At 54.2% G+C, this 21,584-nt stretch carries 19 protein-coding genes; 7 read left to right on the top strand and 12 right to left on the bottom strand.

Going from position 1 to position 21,584, the window contains the following annotated elements; translation table 11 throughout:
- Positions 1 to 3: 3 nt before the first annotated feature.
- From PJE062_RS13160 to PJE062_RS13170, 3 genes are all read right to left on the bottom strand, one after another.
- The gene (locus tag PJE062_RS13160; RefSeq protein WP_037036889.1) at positions 4 to 1,131 is read right to left on the bottom strand and encodes an ABC transporter permease subunit; all 1,128 of its coding nucleotides are present in this window, start codon (positions 1,129 to 1,131) and stop codon (positions 4 to 6) included.
- Positions 1,132 to 1,142: 11 nt separating this feature from the next.
- Positions 1,143 to 2,066 (bottom strand): oligopeptide ABC transporter permease OppB, encoded by a 924-nt coding sequence (oppB, locus tag PJE062_RS13165; protein ID WP_008549535.1) that lies wholly within the window; start codon positions 2,064 to 2,066, stop codon positions 1,143 to 1,145.
- Between the two features lie 105 nt (positions 2,067 to 2,171).
- On the bottom strand, positions 2,172 to 3,758 hold the full coding sequence (locus PJE062_RS13170) for a peptide ABC transporter substrate-binding protein (protein WP_008549809.1): 1,587 nt from the start codon (positions 3,756 to 3,758) through the stop codon (positions 2,172 to 2,174).
- A 385-nt stretch (positions 3,759 to 4,143) separates the two neighbouring features.
- Between PJE062_RS13170 and PJE062_RS13175 the strand changes: the two genes are divergently transcribed.
- Positions 4,144 to 5,958: an ABC-F family ATP-binding cassette domain-containing protein gene (locus tag PJE062_RS13175; protein WP_198136860.1), complete on the top strand. Its 1,815-nt coding sequence runs from the start codon at positions 4,144 to 4,146 to the stop codon at positions 5,956 to 5,958.
- A 162-nt stretch (positions 5,959 to 6,120) separates the two neighbouring features.
- On the opposite strand, the gene PJE062_RS13180 is transcribed toward PJE062_RS13175, so the two are convergent.
- Entirely contained in the window at positions 6,121 to 6,441 is a 321-nt protein-coding gene (locus PJE062_RS13180; RefSeq protein WP_008549612.1) for a carboxymuconolactone decarboxylase family protein, read from the bottom strand.
- A 188-nt stretch (positions 6,442 to 6,629) separates the two neighbouring features.
- Positions 6,630 to 7,316, bottom strand: a complete 687-nt coding sequence (locus tag PJE062_RS26910) for a potassium channel family protein (protein WP_008549642.1) — start codon at positions 7,314 to 7,316, stop codon at positions 6,630 to 6,632.
- 884 nt (positions 7,317 to 8,200) lie between these two features.
- Here PJE062_RS26910 and PJE062_RS26970 point away from each other — a divergent pair.
- Positions 8,201 to 8,326 carry a hypothetical protein gene (locus PJE062_RS26970; RefSeq protein ID WP_256377930.1) on the top strand — a complete coding sequence of 42 codons (126 nt, stop codon included), beginning with the start codon at positions 8,201 to 8,203 and terminating at the stop codon, positions 8,324 to 8,326.
- 83 nt (positions 8,327 to 8,409) lie between these two features.
- On the opposite strand, the gene PJE062_RS13190 is transcribed toward PJE062_RS26970, so the two are convergent.
- Positions 8,410 to 9,735, bottom strand: a complete 1,326-nt coding sequence (locus PJE062_RS13190; RefSeq protein WP_008549547.1) for a hypothetical protein — start codon at positions 9,733 to 9,735, stop codon at positions 8,410 to 8,412.
- Positions 9,736 to 10,283: 548 nt separating this feature from the next.
- Here PJE062_RS13190 and PJE062_RS13195 point away from each other — a divergent pair.
- The 3 genes from PJE062_RS13195 to PJE062_RS13205 all read left to right on the top strand — a co-directional run bounded on the left by PJE062_RS13195 (position 10,284) and on the right by PJE062_RS13205 (position 12,441).
- The gene (locus PJE062_RS13195) at positions 10,284 to 10,622 is read left to right on the top strand and encodes a hypothetical protein (protein WP_008549762.1); all 339 of its coding nucleotides are present in this window, start codon (positions 10,284 to 10,286) and stop codon (positions 10,620 to 10,622) included.
- Between the two features lie 484 nt (positions 10,623 to 11,106).
- Positions 11,107 to 11,943 (top strand): GyrI-like domain-containing protein, encoded by an 837-nt coding sequence (locus PJE062_RS13200; RefSeq protein ID WP_208982300.1) that lies wholly within the window; start codon positions 11,107 to 11,109, stop codon positions 11,941 to 11,943.
- A 93-nt stretch (positions 11,944 to 12,036) separates the two neighbouring features.
- Positions 12,037 to 12,441: a hypothetical protein gene (locus PJE062_RS13205; RefSeq protein WP_008549836.1), complete on the top strand. Its 405-nt coding sequence runs from the start codon at positions 12,037 to 12,039 to the stop codon at positions 12,439 to 12,441.
- 9 nt (positions 12,442 to 12,450) lie between these two features.
- On the opposite strand, the gene PJE062_RS13210 is transcribed toward PJE062_RS13205, so the two are convergent.
- The 3 genes from PJE062_RS13210 to PJE062_RS13220 form a co-directional block, all read right to left on the bottom strand.
- Positions 12,451 to 13,149, bottom strand: a complete 699-nt coding sequence (locus PJE062_RS13210; RefSeq protein ID WP_008549867.1) for a pseudouridine synthase — start codon at positions 13,147 to 13,149, stop codon at positions 12,451 to 12,453.
- Between the two features lie 165 nt (positions 13,150 to 13,314).
- On the bottom strand, positions 13,315 to 14,358 hold the full coding sequence (locus PJE062_RS13215) for a class I SAM-dependent methyltransferase (RefSeq protein WP_008549741.1): 1,044 nt from the start codon (positions 14,356 to 14,358) through the stop codon (positions 13,315 to 13,317).
- Positions 14,359 to 14,373: 15 nt separating this feature from the next.
- Entirely contained in the window at positions 14,374 to 15,975 is a 1,602-nt protein-coding gene (locus PJE062_RS13220; protein WP_008549619.1) for a peptide chain release factor 3, read from the bottom strand.
- Positions 15,976 to 16,391: 416 nt separating this feature from the next.
- Between PJE062_RS13220 and PJE062_RS13230 the strand changes: the two genes are divergently transcribed.
- Both PJE062_RS13230 and PJE062_RS13235 read left to right on the top strand, forming a co-directional pair.
- Entirely contained in the window at positions 16,392 to 18,074 is a 1,683-nt protein-coding gene (locus tag PJE062_RS13230) for a methyl-accepting chemotaxis protein (protein WP_008549834.1), read from the top strand.
- 88 nt (positions 18,075 to 18,162) lie between these two features.
- Complete coding sequence (locus tag PJE062_RS13235) at positions 18,163 to 18,831, top strand: DUF6058 family natural product biosynthesis protein (protein WP_037036897.1); 669 nt, start codon at positions 18,163 to 18,165, stop codon at positions 18,829 to 18,831.
- Here the strand turns inward: PJE062_RS13235 and PJE062_RS13240 are convergent.
- The 3 genes from PJE062_RS13240 to PJE062_RS13250 all read right to left on the bottom strand — a co-directional run bounded on the left by PJE062_RS13240 (position 18,828) and on the right by PJE062_RS13250 (position 21,449).
- Entirely contained in the window at positions 18,828 to 19,616 is a 789-nt protein-coding gene (locus tag PJE062_RS13240) for a serine protease (RefSeq protein ID WP_198136862.1), read from the bottom strand. The genes PJE062_RS13235 and PJE062_RS13240 overlap by 4 nt on opposite strands.
- 100 nt (positions 19,617 to 19,716) lie before the next feature.
- Positions 19,717 to 20,184 carry a nuclear transport factor 2 family protein gene (locus PJE062_RS13245; RefSeq protein WP_083793253.1) on the bottom strand — a complete coding sequence of 156 codons (468 nt, stop codon included), beginning with the start codon at positions 20,182 to 20,184 and terminating at the stop codon, positions 19,717 to 19,719.
- Between the two features lie 269 nt (positions 20,185 to 20,453).
- Complete coding sequence (locus tag PJE062_RS13250; protein ID WP_008549623.1) at positions 20,454 to 21,449, bottom strand: LacI family DNA-binding transcriptional regulator; 996 nt, start codon at positions 21,447 to 21,449, stop codon at positions 20,454 to 20,456.
- Positions 21,450 to 21,584 lie beyond the last annotated feature (135 nt).

The raw sequence follows: 21,584 nt of genomic DNA on the forward strand, positions 1-21,584 counted from the left end.
CTCTTATCGATCCTTAGGGTCAAGCGCATCGCGCAGACCGTCGCCGATGAAGTTCAGCGCGAACAATGTGGAGGTGAGGAAGATTGCCGGGAACACCAGCATCCATGCTGCACCTTGCAGGTTACGCGCACCTTCAGAGATCAACACACCCCAAGAGGTCATTGGTTCCTGAACACCAAGGCCCAGGAAGGACAGGAAGCTTTCCAGCAGGATCACTTTTGGTACCAGCAGGGTCATGTAAACAACCACTGGGCCAAGAGTGTTTGGAATGATGTGACGCTTCAGAATACCGCCACCTTCAACACCCATAGCTTCTGCTGCCTGAACGTATTCCTGACGTTTGATGGACAGGGTCTGACCGCGAACAATACGCGCCATATCCAGCCATTCCACCGCGCCTACTGCGATGAACATCAAGATGAAGTTACGTCCAAAGAACACAACAAGCATGATGACGAAGAAGATGAATGGCAGTGAGTAGAGAATGTCTACCACACGCATCATCACCAGATCGACTTTGCCGCCGAAGTAACCGGAAGCCGCACCCCAGAACACGCCGATGCTGATCGCAACGAAGGTTGCCAGCAGACCGATGGTCAGGGACACACGACCTGCAATCAACGTACGGGTGAGCATGTCACGACCGTTTGCATCGGTGCCGAAGTAGAAGTGCATGTACTGAATATCAGCAGTTACAGTCGCACTCTTCTTGTCAGCAGAGATGTTGGTGATTGCAGCGCTTTCGAACAGGTCAGAGCGGTCGAAGTAACGTGCGTACCGTTCATCCAGCATACGGCGGGATGTTACGGTTGCAGTCACCTTGCCATCGGTCAGCTCATAGCTTTCGATGGTCATACGAGCACGCTTTACGATCTTTTCAAAAGCTGGCTGGATCTCATCCTGCTTTGGATAAGCTTCCAGGCTTGCAGGTGTCTTCACGTAGTCGCGGTAAACCTGATCATATGGGTGCGGAGACAGCATTGGGCCAATGATGGACAGCAGTGTGATCACTGCCAGCACGATCAAAGAGGTCACTGCTGCTTTGTTTGCGAGAAGACGATCACGGGCGTCATCCCACAGCGAGCGGCCCATTTTTGGGGCTTCTGTCAGCTGGTCGGAGGTAACACTCATAAACTACGTCCTCAGTCAAAACGCACGCGAGGATCAAGCATTGCGTAAAGCAGATCCACGATGAGGTTGAAGATAATGACGAAACAGGCGACGACCACTACGGTACCCATAACGAGTGTGTAGTCACGGTTCAGAGCGCCCTGTACGAAGTAACGTCCAATGCCCGGAATACCGAAGATGGTTTCGATAACCACGGAACCAGTCAGCAGAGCTGCTGCTGCAGGGCCGAGGTAGGACACAACCGGCAGGATCGCGCCACGCAGAGCGTGAACGACAACGACGGTGTATCCGGACAGGCCATAGGCGCGTGCAGTACGGACGTGGTTGGAACGCAGTGCTTCGATCATGGAACCACGGGTCAGGCGTGCAACAACAGCAATCTGCGGAAGAGCCAGTGTTACGACAGGCAGAACCATGTTGACGAAGGCGCCCCCGCCCCAGCCTCCAACAGGAAGCCAGCCATAATGAACACCCAGTATGAGTGTCAGAATTGGTGCCACAACAAAGTTCGGGATGGTCACCCCGAGTGTCGCAACGGCCATCACAGAGTAGTCGACGCCTTTATTCTGGCGCAGTGCTGCGATAACCCCCAAAAACCCACCAACAGCCAAGGCAAGTGCCAGTGCGGAAAGACCGAGCTGCATGGAGATTGGAAGACTTTGGGCGAAAAGTTCATTGATCGAGAAATCTCGGAAGAAGAAACTTGGACCAAAATCACCGGACAATACGCTCTTGAGATAAATGAGGTACTGTTCCCAAAGAGGTTTGTCCAAATTGTAAATCTTGTTCAGGTTCTCCATGACCTTTGCTTCCAGCGGACGTTCCAGATCGAACGGACCACCTGGCGCTACGCGCATAAGGAAGAAGGAAATGGTAATGATCAAGAACAAGGTCGGTATCGCGCTGAGCAATCTGCTCAGGACATAGCGTAACATGGGCCTTGCTTCTCCAGTTGTTTATCGTTTTTATTTACCGATAGTTCACAAAAATGCCAGCCATGAGCTATCCTGCATGACTGGCATTTTCTGTCGCGTTAAAGATTACTTGTTAATCTTGACGAAGCGGCTTGGATGCACGTCCAACAGGTTGGATTCGAAACCAGAAACCTTATCGGAAACAAGGTTCTTGGAGCCGTAGTACATCAAAGGCAGGAATGGCAGGTCACGCATGAAGATAGTTTCAGCTTTCTTCAGGATTTCTGCGCGCTTTTCAAGGTCAACAGTTACTGCTGCTTCGTCCATGAGTGCATCGTACTCAGGGTTTTCATAGCGAGCGTAGTTGAAGCCGGTGTTGTCGCTTTCGGTCATGAACAGGAAGTTCTGTGGGTCGGAGTAGTCACCGATCCAACCTGCACGAGCAACGTCGAAATCACCACGGTCACGCAGGTGTGCGTAGTGGGTCTTGGTGTCAGTGTTCAGCATGGACACTTCAACGCCAAGAGGCTTCCACATGTCTGCGATCGCAACAGCAGTGTTCTTGTGGTTTTCAGAGGTGTTGTAACGGATTTCAACCTTCAGAGGGTTGCTCTCGTTGTAACCTTTGGACTCAAGAATTTTCTTAGCTTCTTCTTCACGGTCGAGCAGGTCAGTTTCTGCCCAGGAAGAGTATGCTGGTTCGCCGTAGTTGTCGATTCCTGGAGGCACGAGGGAGTATGCAGCAACCATGGTGCCGCCCCAGATGTCTTCTGCCAGGAATTCACGGTCGATTGCCATGGACAGAGCCTGACGTACATCAGGGTCTTTCATAGCTTCGGATTCGTGGTTCAGCGCGTAGTAGTAGGTGCCCAGGTAAGGCGCTACTTTGAACTGGTCGCCCAGCTCACTACGGATGAACTCGATCTGCTCCAGTGGAGCGTCGTTGTTGGTATCCAGTTCGCCAGCCTGGAAGCGACGAAGAGCTGCACCACGGTCTTCAGTTGGGTAGAACTTAACTTTGTCCAGAGCAACGTTTGCTGCATCATGGAAGTGTGGGTTCTTAACTGCGGTCACTGCATCGTTAGGAACGAAGCTGGACAGTACGAATGCGCCGTTGGTTACGATGTTTTCTGGCTTAACGAAGTCAGAACCGTACTTCTCAACGGATGCAGGGTGTACTGGAAGACCGGATTGGTGCGCCAGAAGCTGGATGAAGTAAGGAGTTGGAGCGTGCAGCTTGATTTCAAGAGTCTTATCATCAATTGCTTTAACGCCGAGCTTCTCACCTTCCATGTCGCCTTTATTAACGGCTTCGGAATTCAGGATTGGGTAGAGAACGTTTGCGTATTTCGCACCGGTCATTGGGTTCATGATGCGGCGCAGAGAGTAAACGAAGTCACCAGCAAGAACTGGGTCGCCGTTTGACCATTTCGCGTCGTCACGCATCTTGAATGTGTATGTCAGACCATCGTCAGAAACAGTCCAGCTTGCCGCCGCGCCAGGGATGATTTCGCCCTTCGCGTTGTAAGCAACAAGACCTTCGTAAAGATCACGCAGGATGTGAGCTTCGTAGGTAGTAGATGTCTTATGCTGGTCAAGAGTTTCCGGGTCAGCGGAGTTACCACGGTTGTAAACGGTTTCAGCCGCAGCAGATAGCGAAGTAGCAGCCACAAGAGCTGCAGCTAGCGCTGACATACGAATGGACTTGATCATACAGATCTCCCCTCTCCTCAAGTTACATTCCGCCAGATTTGGAGACTGGCAGTTCGCAGCAACATTTCACTGTTGCGTTATTATAGCAAGTGTCGAGGGATCAAAATTTCCTCGCAATCGGAGATTATTTTAATCTCTTATTTGAATAATAAACGTTTATGGAAGTATTATTTCTAAACTTAGCTTAAATGCGAACTTTTATTTCAAGTTCCGTTGCTGAATCTTTTCCAATCGCGTCACTATGACGCTCGAGGTTTGTCGCCCCCATTTTTTCACAGGCGTGGCAAAAAACTTTAACCTCGGCTCATTTGTGGTAGAGCACTAGCAACAAATCTACTCCTAGCGTTGAAATGCGCTGCTTCAGGAATCTGGAAAGACTGGCTTAATGGCACCACCGCTTCTTCATGTGCGAGACATACACCTTAACTTTGGGACGACCCCTCTTCTTTCGGGTGCAGAGCTGCAAGTCGGGGAAGGCGAGCGGATCTGCTTAGTTGGTCGGAACGGGTCTGGCAAGTCGACACTGCTGAAAATTGCCGCCGGGCTCACAGAGCCGGATAAGGGGGAGTACTTTTTGCAGCCAGGGAGGACAATTCGCTACCTGCCGCAAGAGCCTGACCTTTCGGGGTATCCAACAGTGCTTGCCTACGCTGAAGGTGGACTGGCACCGGGCGATGATCAATACCGGGCAAAATACTTATTGGAGATTTTGGGCCTGACCGGGGATGAAGATCCGGCGACGCTTTCTGGTGGTGAGGCAAAACGGGCGGCGATTGCGCGGGCGTTGGCGCCGGAACCGGACATTTTGCTGCTGGACGAGCCGACCAACCATCTGGACCTTCCTGTGATTGAATGGCTGGAATCTGAGCTGAAGCAGATGAAATCTGCCATTGTTCTGATCTCGCACGACCGTCGTTTTCTGGAAAACCTGTCTCGCGTAACCTACTGGATCGACAGGGGTATCTCTCGCCGTATGGACCAGAGGTTTGCCAAGTTTGAAGAGTGGCGGGACAAGGTTTTTGAAGAGGAAGAAAAAGAGCAAGCAAGACTGAACGAGAAGATCCGGCAGGAAGAGCATTGGATGGTTTATGGCGTGACGGCGCGTCGTAAGCGGAACATGCGCCGGGTGCGGGAGTTGGCTGAGCTGCGTCAGAAGCGCAAGGAGCATAAAGGCCCGCAGGGCACCGTGAAGATGGCGGCCACTGAGGGGGATATCTCCGGCAAGCTGGTTTCTGAAGCCAAGGGCATCGGCAAGACCTATGAAGAGCGCCCGATCGTCAAGAACTTCTCCACCCGCATTTTGCGCGGTGACCGGATCGGCTTTGTGGGGCCAAACGGTGCTGGCAAGACCACCTTGCTCAAAATGCTGACCGGCGAGCTCGCTCCAGATACGGGCACTGTGCGCCTTGGCGCCAACCTGCAGATGATCACACTGGATCAGAAGCGCGAGAAGCTTGACCCGAATGACACGCTCGTCAACGCTATGACAGGTGGCAGCGGGGACATGGTTATTCTGGGCGACACCTCCAAGCATGTCATGAGTTATCTCAAGGACTTCCTGTTTAAGCCGGAACAAGCGCGCACCCCTGTGCGTGTGCTTTCTGGCGGGGAACGAGGACGCTTGTTGCTGGCGCGTGCGCTGGCTGCACCTTCCAACCTGATGGTGCTCGATGAGCCGACCAACGATCTGGACCTTGAAACGCTGGATCTGTTGCAGGAGCTGATTTCTGATTATCCCGGCACTGTTCTGCTGGTGAGCCACGACCGTGACTTCCTGGATCGCATTTGTACCAGCGTGATCACTATGGAAGATGAGAGCGGCAATTGGGGTGAGTATGCGGGCGGTTACACCGATATGGTGCGCCAGCGCGGTGAAGGTGTGCAAGCGCGTAAAGCAGCCAAAGCCGACAAGCCGGCGAAGGAGGATAAGTCCCCTGCCCCTGCTGCTGCGAAGAAGGAGGATAAGAAATCTGGCCTCAACTTCACGCAGGCGCACCGCCTGAAAGCCATTCCGGGTGAGATGGAAAAGCTGGAAGCGAAAATTGCTAAGGCTCAGAAGGAGTTAGAAGACCCGAACCTGTTTTCCGCCAATCCGGATCGTTTTCATAAAGTGACGAATGCGATTGGGAAGTTTCAGGAGGAGCTTGGCGCGCTGGAAGAAGAGTGGCTGGAGCTGGAGATGCTGGCCGACGAGGGCTAACTCTCTCTAATCACTAGAGTATTTGAAAAGGCTTCGGAGCGATCCGGAGCCTTTTTTGCTTTGCGTTGTTTTGTGCGTTCATTTGCGTTCTTTAGGGATTTTCTGCGTTTTTCCCGAATTGGTCACTTGGTACCAAACAGTCCTTATCCCCCTGCGCGGCCCTTACTCGTCGTGGTCAATCAGGTGCGTACCGTGGGTGATAGCACTGCTGGCGCGGATGGCGGCAGCGATGAAAACCACTTCGGCGAGCTCTGCATCGGTTGCGCCGCAGACCTTGGCGTTCTCGCGGTGGATCTCGATGCAATACGGGCACTGGGTGGTGAGCGCGGCGGCGAGGGAAATGAGCTGCTTGTTCTTTTTGGAAATCGCACCGTCAGACATGGCCTCCGCGTTGAAGGCGATAAACATCTTCCATGATTTCCCGGTGGCCAAAGAATTGAACTTCTTCAGCTTGCGCATATTGTCCATGGAGAACATTGGCATGGGCGACCTTCCGGTTGGCTCAGGTGTTTCCCGGCAATTAAAACAGGCTGCGCTTAATAACTGCCGATGAAACCCGTTCAGCTTTAATCAGGATCAGATGGGTCGCTTTCACTCTTTATTCTTGAAGAGGCAGCAGGCGCTATTCTCGAAGAGGCCACAGGCGCTGTTTTGTGGTGGTGTCCGGCAGTTCAATCTTTCTTGCGCGGCTGTCTGAACTTCAGGAACTTGCCGACAATGATGGCGGTGAGCACGACCATGTAGAACTGGCCTGCCAGACCAACAATCATGGCTGCTTTCCGGGCGATGGGCGTTAAGGGCACGATGTCGCCGTAGCCGATGGTCATCAGGGTGATGAAGGCGGCGTACATGAGCGCTTCTTCCTGCGAGCGGGTCTCTATGTTTTCAATGGGCAGTCCTTTGAAGGAGCCCGGGTGCATGTGCTCTATAAGTATAAAGAGAAAGAACGAGACCATGCCAATGGAGATGTAGCCGCTGAGCACGCCCAGAACGACCCGGTAGTTTTCTTCCTGTGTGACCAGCATTTCGTCAATCAGTACGATGGCGACCACCGCATGAAAGGCAAAGTAGATGGCGATTTGCGGAACCAACGGATCAATTGTCGGGAAGATGGGCGTATCCAGAAACGCCAGTACCAGCGAGCAGCCCAGCAGGACTGCCACCAGCCGAAAGAACTGCGTCTTCTTCAGCGTGATCAGCATACCGGTGGCGATGTTGAAAATGTAAAACGCGCTGAACACATGGGCTTCCAGCGTCTGCCCCGGCAGGATCAATGACCCGAACATGAGCATCATCTGGCTGAAGAGAAACACTTCAACCCGATGATTAAACAGATCCTTCAACCGCTTCGACCGCACCGGTAGCCCCAGTTTCTTTGTGATTTACGACTAATTTTCGCAAATGACTGCTAAAAAATGGGAAATCCAGAAGGACCGCTGACCCATGGTTTTTGGGAGGTCGTGGTGTGTAGAGCGGAGGTGGAACCACGTCTTTCGCCAGTGTCATGACACCCTAGCGCGCCGCCTCCTCAGACATCACCTCCCCACCAACATCATCCACGCGCCCTCCTCCGATGTCATCCCGGCCCCCGAGCCGGGACCCAGCGCCGCAAACACTGAAGCAGCTTAATCACCAACCGATGCCACACTCACATTGAAGAGCGTGGGAACGCAATAAAGCAGAGAGGCGTTACCGTGCCACCCTAGGTCCCGCATCGCGCTGCGCTTGTGCGGGATGACGGCAGAAGGGGAGCCGTAAACAAATCACCTCACCACTACGTACATCACCACCACACCATGACGTCACCAACCATCTCCGCAGCAACGCCACCTCCCCGCCGACGTCATCCGCGCGCCCTCCTCTGACGTCATCCCGGCCCCCGAGCCGGGATCTAGGGCCGCAAACACAAACGCAGCTTAATCACCAGCCGATGCTGCACTCACATCGAGAGACGTGGGAACGTAATAAAGCAGAGAGGCTCCACCGTGCCACCCTAGATCCCGCATCGCGCTACGCTTGTGCGGGATGACGGCATGAGGGGAGCCGTAAACGCATCACCTCACCACTACGCCATGACGTCGCCAGCCATCTCCGCTCCAACGCAACATCCCCAACGACATCATCCGCGCGCCCTCCTCCGACGTCATCCCGGCCCCCGAGCCGGGACCTAGGGCCGCGAACACGGAGTTAGCTCAATCACCAGCCGATGCTGCATTCACATTGGAAAGCATGGGACGCAATAATGCACAGAGGCGCTGCCGGGCCACTCTGGGTCCCGCATCGCGCTGCGCTTGTGCGGGATGACGGCATTGGGGAAGTTGACAACCACATCACCTCACCACCACGCCATGGTATTACCAGTCAATGACGCTCTGGCGCGCGCCCTCCCCACCGACGTCATCCCGGCCTCCGAGCCGGGACCCAAACATGCTTGCAAAAACAACAAACGACTTAAGGTTGACCTTGCTTCACAGCCTTCTTCAAGCCAGTTTTATCAAGCTCAAGCTTGTTGCCTTCAGGCCCCATTTCTAAGCGGCCAGTCACGTTTAGAAGTGCTCCTAGTGCGTCCATTGCAGTTGGTTCTGTTGCAGTAGTACTCTGTTTTTCGAATAGACCACGACATGCTCCTTCGATCCATTGTTCAGGTAGTGCATGTTCTTCTTTAGTTTTCATTTCCATGATTGTTTCGATAGTCCAGCTCGCACGGTTAATGTCCAATGCATACTGCTGAAGGTCATTGCTCAACTGAAGATTACGTTGATACATCCCGCGAAGCCAACTAAGAGCATAAACCAAGAAACCAAGCGTAGCGATCGATGCAATGCTTGTACGGGCTATCATTAAATACATGTGTGTGGAGGTAACTACTGCCGTAGATGCACTAACCGAAGTTGAGTTCGTTGAAAGCGATAAATCCCAGCCAGATACCAACATTAATGCATTATAGCTCAAATAAGCAAAGTACCCTGAAGCTGCAGCACACCCAAAGGCAAGAAATAGCACCAACCATCCAAGAGTATTTGTTTTAGGAGGAACCAGTGAGCTGCGAACTCGCTCACCTATATCATTTGTAATCTTTTCGCGAAGGTCTCGACGAACATGCATATGATCTCGATCATCAAGCTCTTTTAGTCTTTGATCGATTTCTTTCTCACGCTCCTGAAACTCAAACGTGAGCCTATCTCTCTCCTCTGAAATTTTGTGTCTTTGAACTTCTGTTTCATCTTCAAGCTTCTTCAGACGAGCACTAAAAGCTTCTTCATTTTTAATGCGCAAATCATCATTTGCAGCAATCATGCTCTTTTGAGCATCAGTCAGCGCTGTAATTTCTGCTATCAGAACTTCAGCAGCAACATTGGATTTGCCATCTACTTCTGGTGTCGTAATCAACTTTGTCTGTGATGTGATTAATTTAACCACAGAAACATAGTTCTCTTCGGAAAGCCCCCCATCTCCGTGAAATATTATTTCATCCTGAAAGGCAGATCCTTCACGAAGATCCAAGTTTTGCACATACCTGCCCTGAATGTTTGTTGGAGGACAAGTCCGCCCCCTTCGAAACTCAATGATAGCTGCTTGATGGCTTGTTTGAAATGTCAGCGTAGCTTGTGAAATTATATATGTGTTTGATTTTTCAATGGCTTCAAGACTAAGAGATAGGTTGTGCCCTTTAAAAGATACAGAACTTCCGCCTAATAACTCCTGAAGCGCTGTCATAAGTGACGCAATTTTCCGATCTTTTAGCTTACTGGTAACAAAAAACGTATGCTTGGTCATACTTTCCTCAAAAGCGTAATCCCAAAATTCCGACACACAATAGCAACTTATAGTAGCGCTATCATGATTTTCTCGCTCAGCTAATCGCTTTTTGTTTTAAGGCCAAAGACCAAGAATGCTTGTAATTTTGATGTGTAACAAAACATTTGTGGTTATGGATCCCGGCTCGGGGGCCGGGATGACGCCGGAGGGAGGGTACTGCTTTGCCAATCTCCAGTTGAAATGCTCCCTGCCTTCCACCAATCCACACCCTTGGCAGAAGTGCCGATTTGACAAGTTGGGTGTTTCATTCCACATTCATGTGTGAGGCTTCACAACCTCTATACAAGCGGTAACCGCTCCCGTAACTAGCGGATTTTTTGTGCCTTTTTTCTGGAAGTGCGCAAACCCTTTGCTATGAGCGGGAGGACGGTGAATACAACACTTCCTTCGGGAAGGAATAAACCTGCCTGCCTTGTATCAGGTTGTGAACCTCCCGCTCGCCAGTGGGCCGTCACAAGCCCGTCTGACGCGCGGTCCTTCAACTGCCGTATACAAGGGGCATTGAAATGACCAGTTCCGCCTGCGCATGTCGCGCCACAAATACTTTCCAAAATGAAATTGACGAAGTGATCGTCGCTGCATCTGATTTGCAGAACCTTGCCTATATGCAACAGCTGTTGCTGAGCGAGCGGATGCAGGACAGCTGTGAGCGGGATGCTTTGTTCACTTTGCACTATGCCTTCCGCGACCGGCTGGAAGCGCTTCAAAAAAGCTGCGGACATATATTTGAGGCGTACTCCTCCTCGAACGCTGTCAGCAGTTTTCAGGAGTACGCTCGGGAGCAGGTCGCTCATCCGCAGCCCAAAAGCACAACAGTGCCGTTTCCAGATAAAGCCGGTTCCTGACACTCTCAGGCAATCGGCTTTTTTAGTGATCATGTGTTCATCGTGATGGGCTGACCATCGCGCAGGTCTCGTGCAGGATCACTGTGCTTAAGCGTTTGATACACGCGTGTCACACGCTTTGGTACCTGAGGTGAAACGCACTTACACCCCGCATCTCGCCAAGGGTGCCCTGCTGGTCTGCGGTGCTGTTGTGGCATTCGCAGGCCAGCATCTGTTGATGCTGCATGTGGGATGCAAACATAGCAAGATTTGCAAAGCCCATGGATGAGGCATGGCCTAGGGTGGTGGGGCTTTTTCCTTCCCAAGCGAGCTGTGCCCTTTATGTATTACTGTTTGTTTTCGCCGTGTATTTCCATTGGTCCGGCCCTAAAAACTGCCTGTGCTTTTACAGGGAATGCTGTAGGTTTTCATCAGGTATGGGAGGCTGGTTATGCGGCATGAGGCTTTGCAGAAGAATATCTATACGCAGCGGATCAACCGGGCGATGGATTATATTGAGCGCAACATCTGCGAGGAGCTTTCTCTTGCGCAGATTGCGGATGCGGCCTGCTTTTCTCCCTATCATTTTCACCGCATTTTCCGAGCTATGACCGGGGAGACGGTGAACCAGTTCACCAGTCGCCTGCGGGTTGAAAAGGCGGCGCGGCGGCTGAAGCAGAACCCGTCGATTTCCATTACGGATGCTGCGCTGGATATGGGCTTTGCCTCCCCTTCCACCTTTGCGCGCTCGTTTCAGGCGCGGTTTGGCATGCCTGCCAGCCAATGGCGACGGGATGCGACGGCCTCGGTAGAGGCGCGGGCCAATGAGACCATGGTTCTGGAGCGGCCCCGGTCCAGCTTGGTGGCGGACAAGGTGGAAGTGGGCAAGCTGGAGCCACGCACGGTGGCTTATGTGCGGCGCACCGGCAACTTTCAGGAGCGGCCCGAGATATTTGGAGAAGCCTTCGGCACGCTGATGGCGTGGGCCGGGCCGCGGGGGCTGGCGCATGGGGCGGAGATGATGTGTCTGTTCCACGATGATCCGCAGGTGACTGATGCGGAGCTTATGCGCTTCAGCTCCTGCCTGACCTTGCGCGGGCCAGCGGATGTGGAAGGTGAAGTGGGCAAGATGATGGTTGGCGGCGGGCGTTATGCCTGCGGTCACTTCGTGATCACCCATGATCAGTCACAGGCGGCGTGGGAATATATGTTCGGCGACTGGTTGCCTCTGAGCGGATACGAGCCGGAGAACATCCCCTGCTTCCAGCTGTACCCTTCCATGACTGGTGAGATGGGACCACATGAAGTGGTGATCTGCATTCCGGTACGGCCGCTTTCGTAAGCCGGTTGTGCGCAAGTTGCGCCTGAGGTTTATCGCTGGGTTAAGAGGCGTGGCCTTAGGTTCCGGTGGTGTTGGCTGGTTCGCGAGAGGTTCATGGTCTTCGGCTGGATATTCAGGCGCCTGTTGTTCTATCGCCTCCTGACCCTGTGCAGGATGTGGGGCTTCTACCTGTCCCTGCTGCTATGGGCGCGCAAGGGGCTGTATCTGGGGTTGCTGGCTGGCGTGCTGATGACGGCACTGACGTTTGCTTATGCTGTGGGGATCTACTGGGTTACGAGTTGGGTCTACGGCCAGTCAGAGGGCTATCTGCTGGCCGAGATGAGCTGCTGGCTGCTGTGGTTTCCGCTGGTGTGGATGGCGGCGCTAGACACGCAGCTCTACATGGTCTGCCTGCGCACACCGAACCAGAAGGTGCTGGGCAACCTGCTTTCCACCTGGGCCTATGAGGAGAAGTTTCTGGCGCATCTGGACATGGTGCGCGAGAAGGCTGGGCGGTGATGTTTGCGACTAACCAAAGATCTTCGCGATCTCTTCCTGTGCGAGGAGCTTCCAGGTGCCTTCTTCCACGCCTTCCAGTGTGAGGCCGCCGAGCTGGGCTCGGTGGAGGTTGGTGACGTGGTTGCCGGTGGCGGCGAACATGCGGCGGACCTGGTGGTAGCGGCCTTCGTGGAGGGTGAGGCGCGCTGAGGTCTCGGAAAGGACTTCCAGTTCTGCTGGTTTGAGCGGGTTGGTCTCGTTTTCCAGCATCATTTCACCGGAGGCAAACAGGTCGCCTTCGCCGCCAGTCATGGGGCGGTCGAGTTCAACCTCGTAGATCTTTGCAACATCTGCCTTGGGCGAGATGATCCGGTGCAGCAGCTTGCCGTCATCGGTGAACAGCAGCAGGCCGGTGGTGTCCTTGTCCAGTCTGCCCACGAAGGACAGAGCGGGCTTGCGGACACGGTAGCGATCCGGCAGCAGGTCGAAGACCAACCGCCCGCGATCTTTCATGGAGCAGGTATATCCGAGGGGCTTGTTGAGCAGGATAACGGAGCCTTCTGGCGGGTCCAGCGGTTCGTCATCAAACAGGATCTCTTCATGAGGCAGCTTGCTGTCGGCTTTGATCGCGTTCCCGTCTTTATCGGTGATCCAACCATTGCGGATGGCGGCCTGCATTTCTTTGCGGCTGCCGTATCCCAGATTTGCCAATAGCTTCACAAGTCTCATGCTCGTTTCATCCTTCAAAGACGATTTATGAAAGATCATCAGGCTGTGCGCTGCACTCCTGATTGAATTCTGGATCCCCGATCAAGTCGGGGATGACGAGACTGCGTGGAGCATTCTTGAGTTAAAGCTCATCTCAAACATCCACGCAGATCAACTTTCACCGCCTTACTTGTTTGCCTTGATGGCCCGGATGACCTTGTAGCCGCCCTGATCTGCCATGATCTCGTAGGAGGCGAAGACTTTGTCCAGCGTTGCCTCATATGGCAAATGGCGGTTGGCGACCAGCCAGAGGTGGCCGGACGGGCGCAGGGCTTTGGCTGCGGCTTTGATGAAGCCCTGTCCGATGTCGGCACGATCCTGCTTGCCACCGGCGTGGAATGGCGGGTTCATGACGATGAAATCATACGCGCGGTTGAGGCCCTTGGTGACGTCCTGCCAGATAAAGTCGACGGCGACTTCACCTGTCTTGCCCTTCAGGTTGGTTTCAGCCAGATCCAGCGCGCGCTTTTCAGCTTCATACAGGTCCACTGCTTTGACTTTGTTCACCTTGACCACTTCAGAGGTCAGGTAGCCAAAGCCAGCGCCCAGATCGGCGCCGCGGCCCGGAAGGCGGTCCGGCAGGGTTTTGACCAGAAGCTGGGAGGCTTTGTCGATGTGGTCCCATGCGAACACACCAGGACGGCTCATGAAACGGCCATCGAGGATTTCACGCGGGGCGTCCAGCTGGCTCCACTCTTCCAGCAGTTGCTGGTTGATGGTGTCTGCAGAGACTTCTGCCCAGAACACGCGGCATTTGTTTTTGGAGAGCTTGCCAGCGTTGCCTGCTAGTTTGGTCAGATCGCTTTCAGCCGTCTTTGCGCCTTCGGTGTTGGAGACGGCGGCGATGACGATACCGCCCTCACCCGCACTTTTGACGGCCTGTGCCATGAGGGCACGGGCCTCATCACGCTGGCGTGGAGGCAGGACCATAACCAGCGGATAGGTGCCGGAGGCTTCTGGTGTGACAGTGAAGCCTGCACGTTCCAGATTGTCTTTGTCTGCGGCGAACGTCTGCTGGCAGACCACGCGGGCCTTGTCCATGGCATTCATGGCAAAGCCCATGCGGGCGCGCAGGAAAAGAGCTTTCTGGTCTGCACTGCCGTCTTCAAAGAAGTTGAGGCTGCCGTTTTCAAAAGGCAGAAGAAGCGTATCGAGAGCCGGGTCTTTCATGAGACTGATCTGCCTTTAAGAAGTGTGCACGATTTCGCGGGTTTCGCGGAAACTGATGTCCGGGTTTTTCTCGCCCACATAGCTTACTTCCCAAGCATTCTTGAAGAGGTAAACAGGCTTATCGTCCCGGTCCAGCGCCACGTGTGCGCGGTTGGTCTCAAGGAACTTGTCCAGCTTGAGCGGGTCTGTGCACTCTGCCCAGCGGGCAGTGTTGTACATGACTGGCTCAAAGCCAATCTCGGTCTGATATTCTGCTTTCAGGCGATCCACCACAACGTCCAGCTGGAGCACGCCGACAACGCCGACGATCCAGTTGGTGCCGATGGCTGGTTTGAAGATCTGGACCAGACCCTCTTCTGCCAGATCTTCCAGACCACGGCGCATCTGTTTGACGCGCATGGTGTCTGTCAGGCGGACGCGGCGCAGGATTTCCGGCGCGAACGCTGGCAGGCCGGTGACGTGGATTTCTTCGCCCTCAGAGAGGGTATCACCCACACGCAGCTGGCCGTGGTTTGGCACGCCGATCACGTCGCCCGGATAGGCTTTTTCCGCAATCTCACGCTCTTCTGCGAAGAAGAAGATTGGTGCGGACACGGTGATTGGCTTGCCTGCGCGCACATGCTTCAGCTTCATGCCGCGCTTAAAGGTGCCGGAGCATAGGCGTACGAATGCGATGCGGTCGCGGTGTTTCGGGTCCATGTTCGCCTGAACTTTGAACACAAAGCCAGTGACCTTGTTTTCTTCCGGCTTGATGGTACGGCCACCGGTTGCTGGCTGAGAGTGCGGAGACGGTGCGTGGGCTGCGATGAAATCGAGGATCTGGTCGATACCATAATCACGCAGAGCGGAACCAAAGAAGACAGGTGTCAGGTGACCTTCCAAGAAGCTTTCCTGATCAAACTCGGAGTAGCCTGCGCCGCCGAGTTCTACGTTTTCTTCCAGCTCTTCGCGGATGTTGTCGAACAGCTCACCCACCAGCTCAGGGTCTTCGAGGCCCTTCACGTCTTTGATGGTGTCGAGCGGACCGCCACGGCCCTCAGTAGAGGTGAAGAAGCGGTTGCCGATGTGATCGTAAACGCCGAAGAAGTCGGAGCCCATGCCTACTGGCCAGCTCATCGGGGTGACGTCCAGCGCCAGCGCTTCCTGAATCTCGTCGAGGATTTCCAGTGCGTGGCGGCCTTCACGGTCGATCTTGTTGACGAAGGTGATGATTGGAATATCGCGCAGACGGCAAACCTCAAAGAGCTTGCGGGTCTGGCTCTCGATACCTTTTGCAGCATCGATAACCATGATCGCAGCGTCCACCGCTGTCAGCGTGCGGTAGGTGTCTTCAGAGAAGTCTTCGTGGCCCGGTGTATCAAGCAGATTATAGATGATGCCGTTGCGCTCGAAGGTCATCACGGAACTTGAAACGGAGATGCCGCGTTCCTGTTCAATCTTCATCCAGTCAGAACGGGCACGACGGCGTTCACCACGGGCGCGGACCTGACCCGCAGCACGGATCGCGCCACCACCCAGAAGCAGCTTCTCAGTCAGTGTGGTTTTACCCGCATCCGGGTGAGAAATAATCGCGAAGGTGCGGCGTGCCTCATAGGCCTGTGTGCCTGCTGTGCTCATAGAGCCTCCTTTTGCAGGCAAACCCCTGCATATTCTATGTACCGCAGATTTGAGGGTATCCATCTGACGCGCAGGTCTGAGTGTCCTTTCCGGCAAACTCCGGTCCGAAAATTTCCGGAGCTTTTGAAGGACATCGTGCAGGCGCAAAATCTGCTGAAACTTTTGTCGGATTGGGTCTTACAGAATGTGCCTGCGCAATGCCAGCCCTTCCCTGAACTTTTTCCGCAAGGCATGGCTACCCTGCAAATGCGCAAAACAAATACCTGAGATATTTTAATTGCTCAAAACTCTTGCATCTTTACGTTGCATTAACTGGAGGCTGAAAAAACGATTTTGCATGAATTTACTGATTCCATATTTAAAATCAGAAGCTTCATACAATTGATATATATTATTCATATTTGACGAGATCAATTATGTTGCGCAATTTGTCTGTTTCCAGCAAGGGTGTTGCTGCCTTTGGCGTTCTTGCTGTGGTTGGCCTTCTCATCAGCAGCCTCTCCTATTTCTCATCTTTGCGTGTCAGCCGGGACGCTGTTGAGGTTGCTCACTTCCACACTATCCAGACAGAACTCGAAGAGCTGGAAATTCTGGTTCTGGATCAGGCAATCTCTCTGAAGAACTATTTGCTGACGGGCCAGAAGCACTGGGCCGAGAAGCTGGAGCATGATGCGGAGCTCATTCCAAGGATCTTTGATGAGATTGGGGCAGATGTAGATGCCCTGCAACTTGAAGCCACCTCTATGACAGAGCTGCTGAGCGCCTGGCAATCATGGATGGATGCTTACACCAACACGCAGATCATGCTGATGGCCGATGAAGCAACTCATGATGTTGCCCGCGAAATGGAGATGGACGGCACCAGTGCATTGCTGCTGGAGGAGATTGAGCTTGGTTTTGAGGCGATCGTCAAAGAGCTGAAGATACGCCGGGAGATTTTGACCGGATCGCAGGAGCATGACCTGCAAATCCTCCAATCGGTTTCTCTCATTGGTGCTGTGGCTGTTGCCCTTGCAGCGTTGCTGATGGGCTATCTGAATTATGCGTTGATCTCCAAGCCTATGAAACAGCTGACGGATACCACTCATGCTTTGGCACAGGGGCAGCTGGATGTTGCCATTAGCCATACTGCCCGCGGTGATGAGATCGGCGCGCTTTCCAAGGCTTTGGGTGTGTTCAAAGAAGAGCTTCAGAAGTCTCAGGAGTTTGAGGCTCAGCGCAAGCAGGCACGCGAGGCGGCAGAAGCAAAGCGCCGTGGGGAACTGGACCGGTTGGCTTGCGATCTGGAAGGCTCTGTTCTGGCGATTTCGACGGATATCCGCAGCTCCACCACACAGCTGGATGCCACTGCCAGCAGCCTTGCAGAGATTGCTGCACAGACCACCGAGGAATCTGAGATTGCCTCCGTATCTTCTGAAGAAGCCAGCCGCAATATGCAGGGCGTTGCGGGCGCGACAGAGGAGCTTTCTGCCTCTATCAATGAGATCAACGGACAGGTTTCCACCAGCTCAGATGTGGCACAGAACGCTGCCGCTCAGGTGGAGCAGACCAACGCAGCCGTTGGCCGATTGCAGGGTGTTGTCGCACGTATTGGTGAGGTGACAGACCTGATCCATGCCATTTCCGACCAGACCAACCTGCTAGCACTGAACGCAACCATTGAGGCGGCCCGTGCCGGGGAAGCAGGCAAAGGGTTTGCGGTGGTGGCTTCTGAAGTAAAGGCACTGGCGCAGCAGACTGGGTCCGCCACCGATGAGATTGAAGCGCAGATACAGGAAATGCGCAGTGTGGTGGATGCTTCCATCTCCGCGACAGATGAGCTGACGGCGCTGGTGAACTCCTTCCGTGAACATACCACGGCGATGGCGTCTGCTGCCGATCAGCAAGCCACAGCAACCAACAGCATTGCGGAGAACATCTCCAGCGCGGCGGATGGGACTGCGGCAATTGCACGGGCGATCAATACGGTGAAGGTGTCTGCGGGCAAAACGGGCGAGCTTTCGGAGGAGATTCACAACTCCATCGCTAACCTGTCAGAGCGCTCGGATCAGATGCAGGATGCCATGCAGGCGTTTTTGAGCCAGGTTCGGGCGGGGTAAGTTAGTTCGATCTCTATCGAAACATCGCTTAAGTGAAGTGGGTTAGAGCTTGAGGTGGGTTTTCCATCTCAAGCTTCAGGAGCGTAACGTGCTGCTCAACTATCTTTACTCAGAGTTTTACGAGGAACAGGTGTTCCTTGATTTGCTTGGCCTTTCTTCATCTGACTGGCAGAGCCTGCTGGAGCGGCGGGTGATGCCTGCTGCCTCCTATCTGTTCACCAACAGCTCGCTGTGTGTCTCCTTCTTCGGGCAGTATCAGGAACGGGAGCTTTACCGCTTTCACCTGAAGAGCCATCGGCGCTGGTTTGAGGATCTGCAATGCTTTGGCCTGACACAGGAGCAAGCGGCCAAGGCGTTCTTTCTCTCCCGTTTCCGCAGTGCCAAGGAGGCGTTTCTTGCCGGAGAGCTGGGCGCGCGCCTGCACGCGCTGCATCCTGATGTGATGGCTGCATTTGATGGCGATCTGGAAGAGCGTACCTGGGGCCACTTTCTCAATGGCACCTATGGCATCTGCACCCGTGACGGCCAGCCGGACACGATCTTCCAGAAGCAAGCTGGCGTGCGGTTTATTGAGAAGATGACAGAGGCTCAGCCTCACCAGTTCTCAAAAGAGCACCTTGGACTGCTGCGGCAAACCGTGGACTTTCTGGACGCCGTCGAATCCGACTTCGCCCCGCATGAGGTAAGTCAGTCCTCGAGACAGCGCTGTATCATCGAGGTGCGGGAGCGATATTTGGCGGAGCGGGTTGCGGCCTAGTTTCCCTCGCAGGTGGTTTTCTCAAGCAAGTGGGCCCAGACGTTCTTTGGGACGGCGATGGAGAATTTGTTTTGGGCGGAGGCGACCATGATGCCGGTGAGTTTGAGTTGGCCGTTTTCTTCCACCATAACTGGGCCGCCTGAGCCGCCGTAGTTGGTGTCGCAGCTGGTGAGCCAGAGGTTGCCGCGGTCTTTGTAGAGCTTGCAGTTTTTATCTGCGGCGAGCAGGAATGGGCGGTCTCTGGCGTATCCGGCGCTGGTAAGGTCAAGGTTCTGCGTCACTTCCGGCGCTTTGCTGATCACCGGCATGGGCGGCACATCCAGCGGTTTGGAGAGGATGATCACCCCCACATCGGCTGCGGCGTGTTTTAGCGTGGGGCGGTTGGTGAAGGTGTAGCCATCCAGCAGATGAGTGCAGGCGGCGGTGGTGTGGGCGATGAACTTATCGCGGCGCACGCCTGCCACGAAATTGATTTTCGACGGCACATGAGCTTTGCCGGTGCGCGCGTTGTAAAGGCAATGGGCGGCGGTGATGACCATACGGTCGGAGATCAGGGTGCCGGAGCACATGGAGCGCGAGCGGAACCCGGCGACGTTGACGCGGCCAATGGCATTCCACGGCTTATCCCAGCTGTCGATGATCTCGCGGTTATCTTCACCGATGATGCCGGGGAAGAACTTTTCCGATTTGCTGGATTTGTCCTGCGCCAGAGACGGGCCAGCGCTCAGGGTCACCATGAGAAGTGCAGCGCTGAGCACGCATTTGGAAAGAGCATTCAAAAGCATATGCAGATCCTGCTGAGCCGGTACCGGCGAAAACATCCCTGCATTTATAGGCGGCTTGCGGGCATTCGCCCAGAGCTAATTGGTGCCTGCGGTTTGCCTGTTACTCGGCTTTAGCTTTCGCGTCAGCGCGGGACTGCGCGATGACGGGCAGATCCATGTTGCCGTCCTGGAACTTGAAGTTGAACTGGATGCGGCTGATCTTCCACGTGCCGCCTTCATGCACCAGTGCGATGTTGTAGGTGCCATAGACCACCCAGAGATCACCGCCCTCAGCGCCATCAATGAAATGGGTGGCAGTGGCGTGGACTTTGACGTTGGCTTTTTGCTCTTTGGATTCAATGAGCGGATTGCCGATCTGGTGGTGGGTCTGGTCGAAACCGGGCAGCAGCTCTTTCCAGGCTGTTGTGATTTCAGCTGGTGTCAGATCCACGGGTTCCCCTGCCCCGAAGGAGGAGTAATCCAGATGTACGCGGCTGGTCATGACACCTTCGACGGACTCCCAATTTCGGTCGTCGACATCAATGAAGAAACGACTTACGCGATTTTGGATTGGCCCAATAGTGTCCATCTACATGCTCCCAGCTGGTCAGGGCATCCGATGATGCTCTAACTGTTCGTTTTCGCGCGTATCCATAAGCCGAAATCTGGTGTGCGTTTCAGGGATAAGCCCGAGTTCGTCTCCAAAGAGTACCATAGCCGCAGGCAGACTAGCGCATTTGCCTGCACTACATACCTAAGGAATATAACGGTTACGCAGCGGAAAGAGCAGCTTCTTCCGGTTCTATGGTTTTCAGAGGGATAATTCCCCGCCGCATTTCCGCCACAAATAGTGACGGATTACTGATCTTTGGGTCGGTGGATCAGGCGGGTGGCGATGGTTTTGCTGTGGGCCTGCTCGCTGCTCATGGTCTGGGTCATGGCTTCCAGCGCCGCTTCGGCCCATTCTGCCTCGTTCTGTTTGACCGACCAGATCTCGTTGGGCAGGAAGGACAGCATCTTGTTGTCATCAAAGGTGGCCAGACGTAGCTGGGGTGGAATGTGGCCCAGCTTTTCGCGCAGAACGGCTAATGCGCCTTCCAGAACAGGCAGGGAGGACACCATCAGGTATTGCGGGGCTTTGCCGAGCTTTTCCCAGAGCTCCAGCATCATCTGCTCACCATCCTGTGTGCGGTTGCGGGCAGATTGCAGGGTCCAGTCGTTCTCAGCATTTTGCGGCATGACTTCCAGATAGCCGCGGGCACGCTCAGTGATGGTTGGCTGATTGCTGCCACCAATAAGGAAGTAGACCGGCTCTCCGTCTGCGTGTTTGGCAATGGCGGCGGCGAGGTCTTTGGCGCCCTCAAAGTTGCTGGAGGTGATGATGGGCGCATCGGTGTTGCCGTAGTCACGGTCCAGAAACACCATTGGTTTGGAGATGGTTTTGCCCAGATGCTGCTGGCTGCCAGAGGTGGAGGACACCACGAACAGGCCATCCACATTGCGCTGAACAAGGCCGCTGGCCAGTTCCTTTTCCGTCTCCTCATCGGAGTTGGAACAGCTGATGATGAGCTGATAGCCGGTTTCGCGGCAGCGGTGCTCCAGTTCTTCGGAAAGCTTGGCGAAGAACGGGTTGGCTAAGCGCGGAATGATCAGGCCGAAGGTGTTGGTGCGTTTGAGCTTGAGGCTGCGGGCCGTCAGATCAAATTTGACACCATGCTCTTCCACATACTCACGAATGCGGGCTTGGGTGGCTTTGCTGATGCGGTATTTTTCCGCCTTGCCGCCCAGCACCAATCGCACTGTGGTGATGGAGACGCCCAGCGCCTTTGCAATTTCATCTGGCTTTTTGGCCATTGCGTGCTTTCTCGCCCTGATTTTTGTAGGTACGCTTAACTGTCGAGTGGTAGTCAGCCTTCCTCAAATTGCCAAGCAGAATATGGCAGGTACGGGGTGGTGTCCGTGGATATCCCGCAGCTTTTGCGTGAGTTT

It is taken from the genome of Pseudovibrio sp. JE062, assembly GCF_000156235.1.
Classification (GTDB): domain Bacteria; phylum Pseudomonadota; class Alphaproteobacteria; order Rhizobiales; family Stappiaceae; genus Pseudovibrio.

Bases quoted from the DNA above. Each gene is read 5' to 3' on its own strand.
- PJE062_RS13160 (WP_037036889.1), bottom strand. From the start codon at position 1,131: ATGAGTGTTACCTCCGACCAGCTGACAGAAGCCCCAAAAATGGGCCGC.
- oppB (WP_008549535.1), bottom strand. From the start codon at position 2,066: ATGTTACGCTATGTCCTGAGCAGATTGCTCAGCGCGATACCGACCTTG.
- PJE062_RS13170 (WP_008549809.1), bottom strand. From the start codon at position 3,758: ATGATCAAGTCCATTCGTATGTCAGCGCTAGCTGCAGCTCTTGTGGCT.
- PJE062_RS13175 (WP_198136860.1), top strand. From the start codon at position 4,144: ATGGCACCACCGCTTCTTCATGTGCGAGACATACACCTTAACTTTGGG.
- PJE062_RS13180 (WP_008549612.1), bottom strand. From the start codon at position 6,441: ATGCCAATGTTCTCCATGGACAATATGCGCAAGCTGAAGAAGTTCAAT.
- PJE062_RS26970 (WP_256377930.1), top strand. From the start codon at position 8,201: ATGCACAGAGGCGCTGCCGGGCCACTCTGGGTCCCGCATCGCGCTGCG.
- PJE062_RS13190 (WP_008549547.1), bottom strand. From the start codon at position 9,735: ATGACCAAGCATACGTTTTTTGTTACCAGTAAGCTAAAAGATCGGAAA.
- PJE062_RS13195 (WP_008549762.1), top strand. From the start codon at position 10,284: ATGACCAGTTCCGCCTGCGCATGTCGCGCCACAAATACTTTCCAAAAT.
- PJE062_RS13200 (WP_208982300.1), top strand. From the start codon at position 11,107: ATGGATTATATTGAGCGCAACATCTGCGAGGAGCTTTCTCTTGCGCAG.
- PJE062_RS13205 (WP_008549836.1), top strand. From the start codon at position 12,037: ATGGTCTTCGGCTGGATATTCAGGCGCCTGTTGTTCTATCGCCTCCTG.
- PJE062_RS13210 (WP_008549867.1), bottom strand. From the start codon at position 13,149: ATGAGACTTGTGAAGCTATTGGCAAATCTGGGATACGGCAGCCGCAAA.
- PJE062_RS13215 (WP_008549741.1), bottom strand. From the start codon at position 14,358: ATGAAAGACCCGGCTCTCGATACGCTTCTTCTGCCTTTTGAAAACGGC.
- PJE062_RS13220 (WP_008549619.1), bottom strand. From the start codon at position 15,975: ATGAGCACAGCAGGCACACAGGCCTATGAGGCACGCCGCACCTTCGCG.
- PJE062_RS13230 (WP_008549834.1), top strand. From the start codon at position 16,392: ATGTTGCGCAATTTGTCTGTTTCCAGCAAGGGTGTTGCTGCCTTTGGC.
- PJE062_RS13240 (WP_198136862.1), bottom strand. From the start codon at position 19,616: ATGCTTTTGAATGCTCTTTCCAAATGCGTGCTCAGCGCTGCACTTCTC.
- PJE062_RS13245 (WP_083793253.1), bottom strand. From the start codon at position 20,184: ATGGACACTATTGGGCCAATCCAAAATCGCGTAAGTCGTTTCTTCATT.
- PJE062_RS13250 (WP_008549623.1), bottom strand. From the start codon at position 21,449: ATGGCCAAAAAGCCAGATGAAATTGCAAAGGCGCTGGGCGTCTCCATC.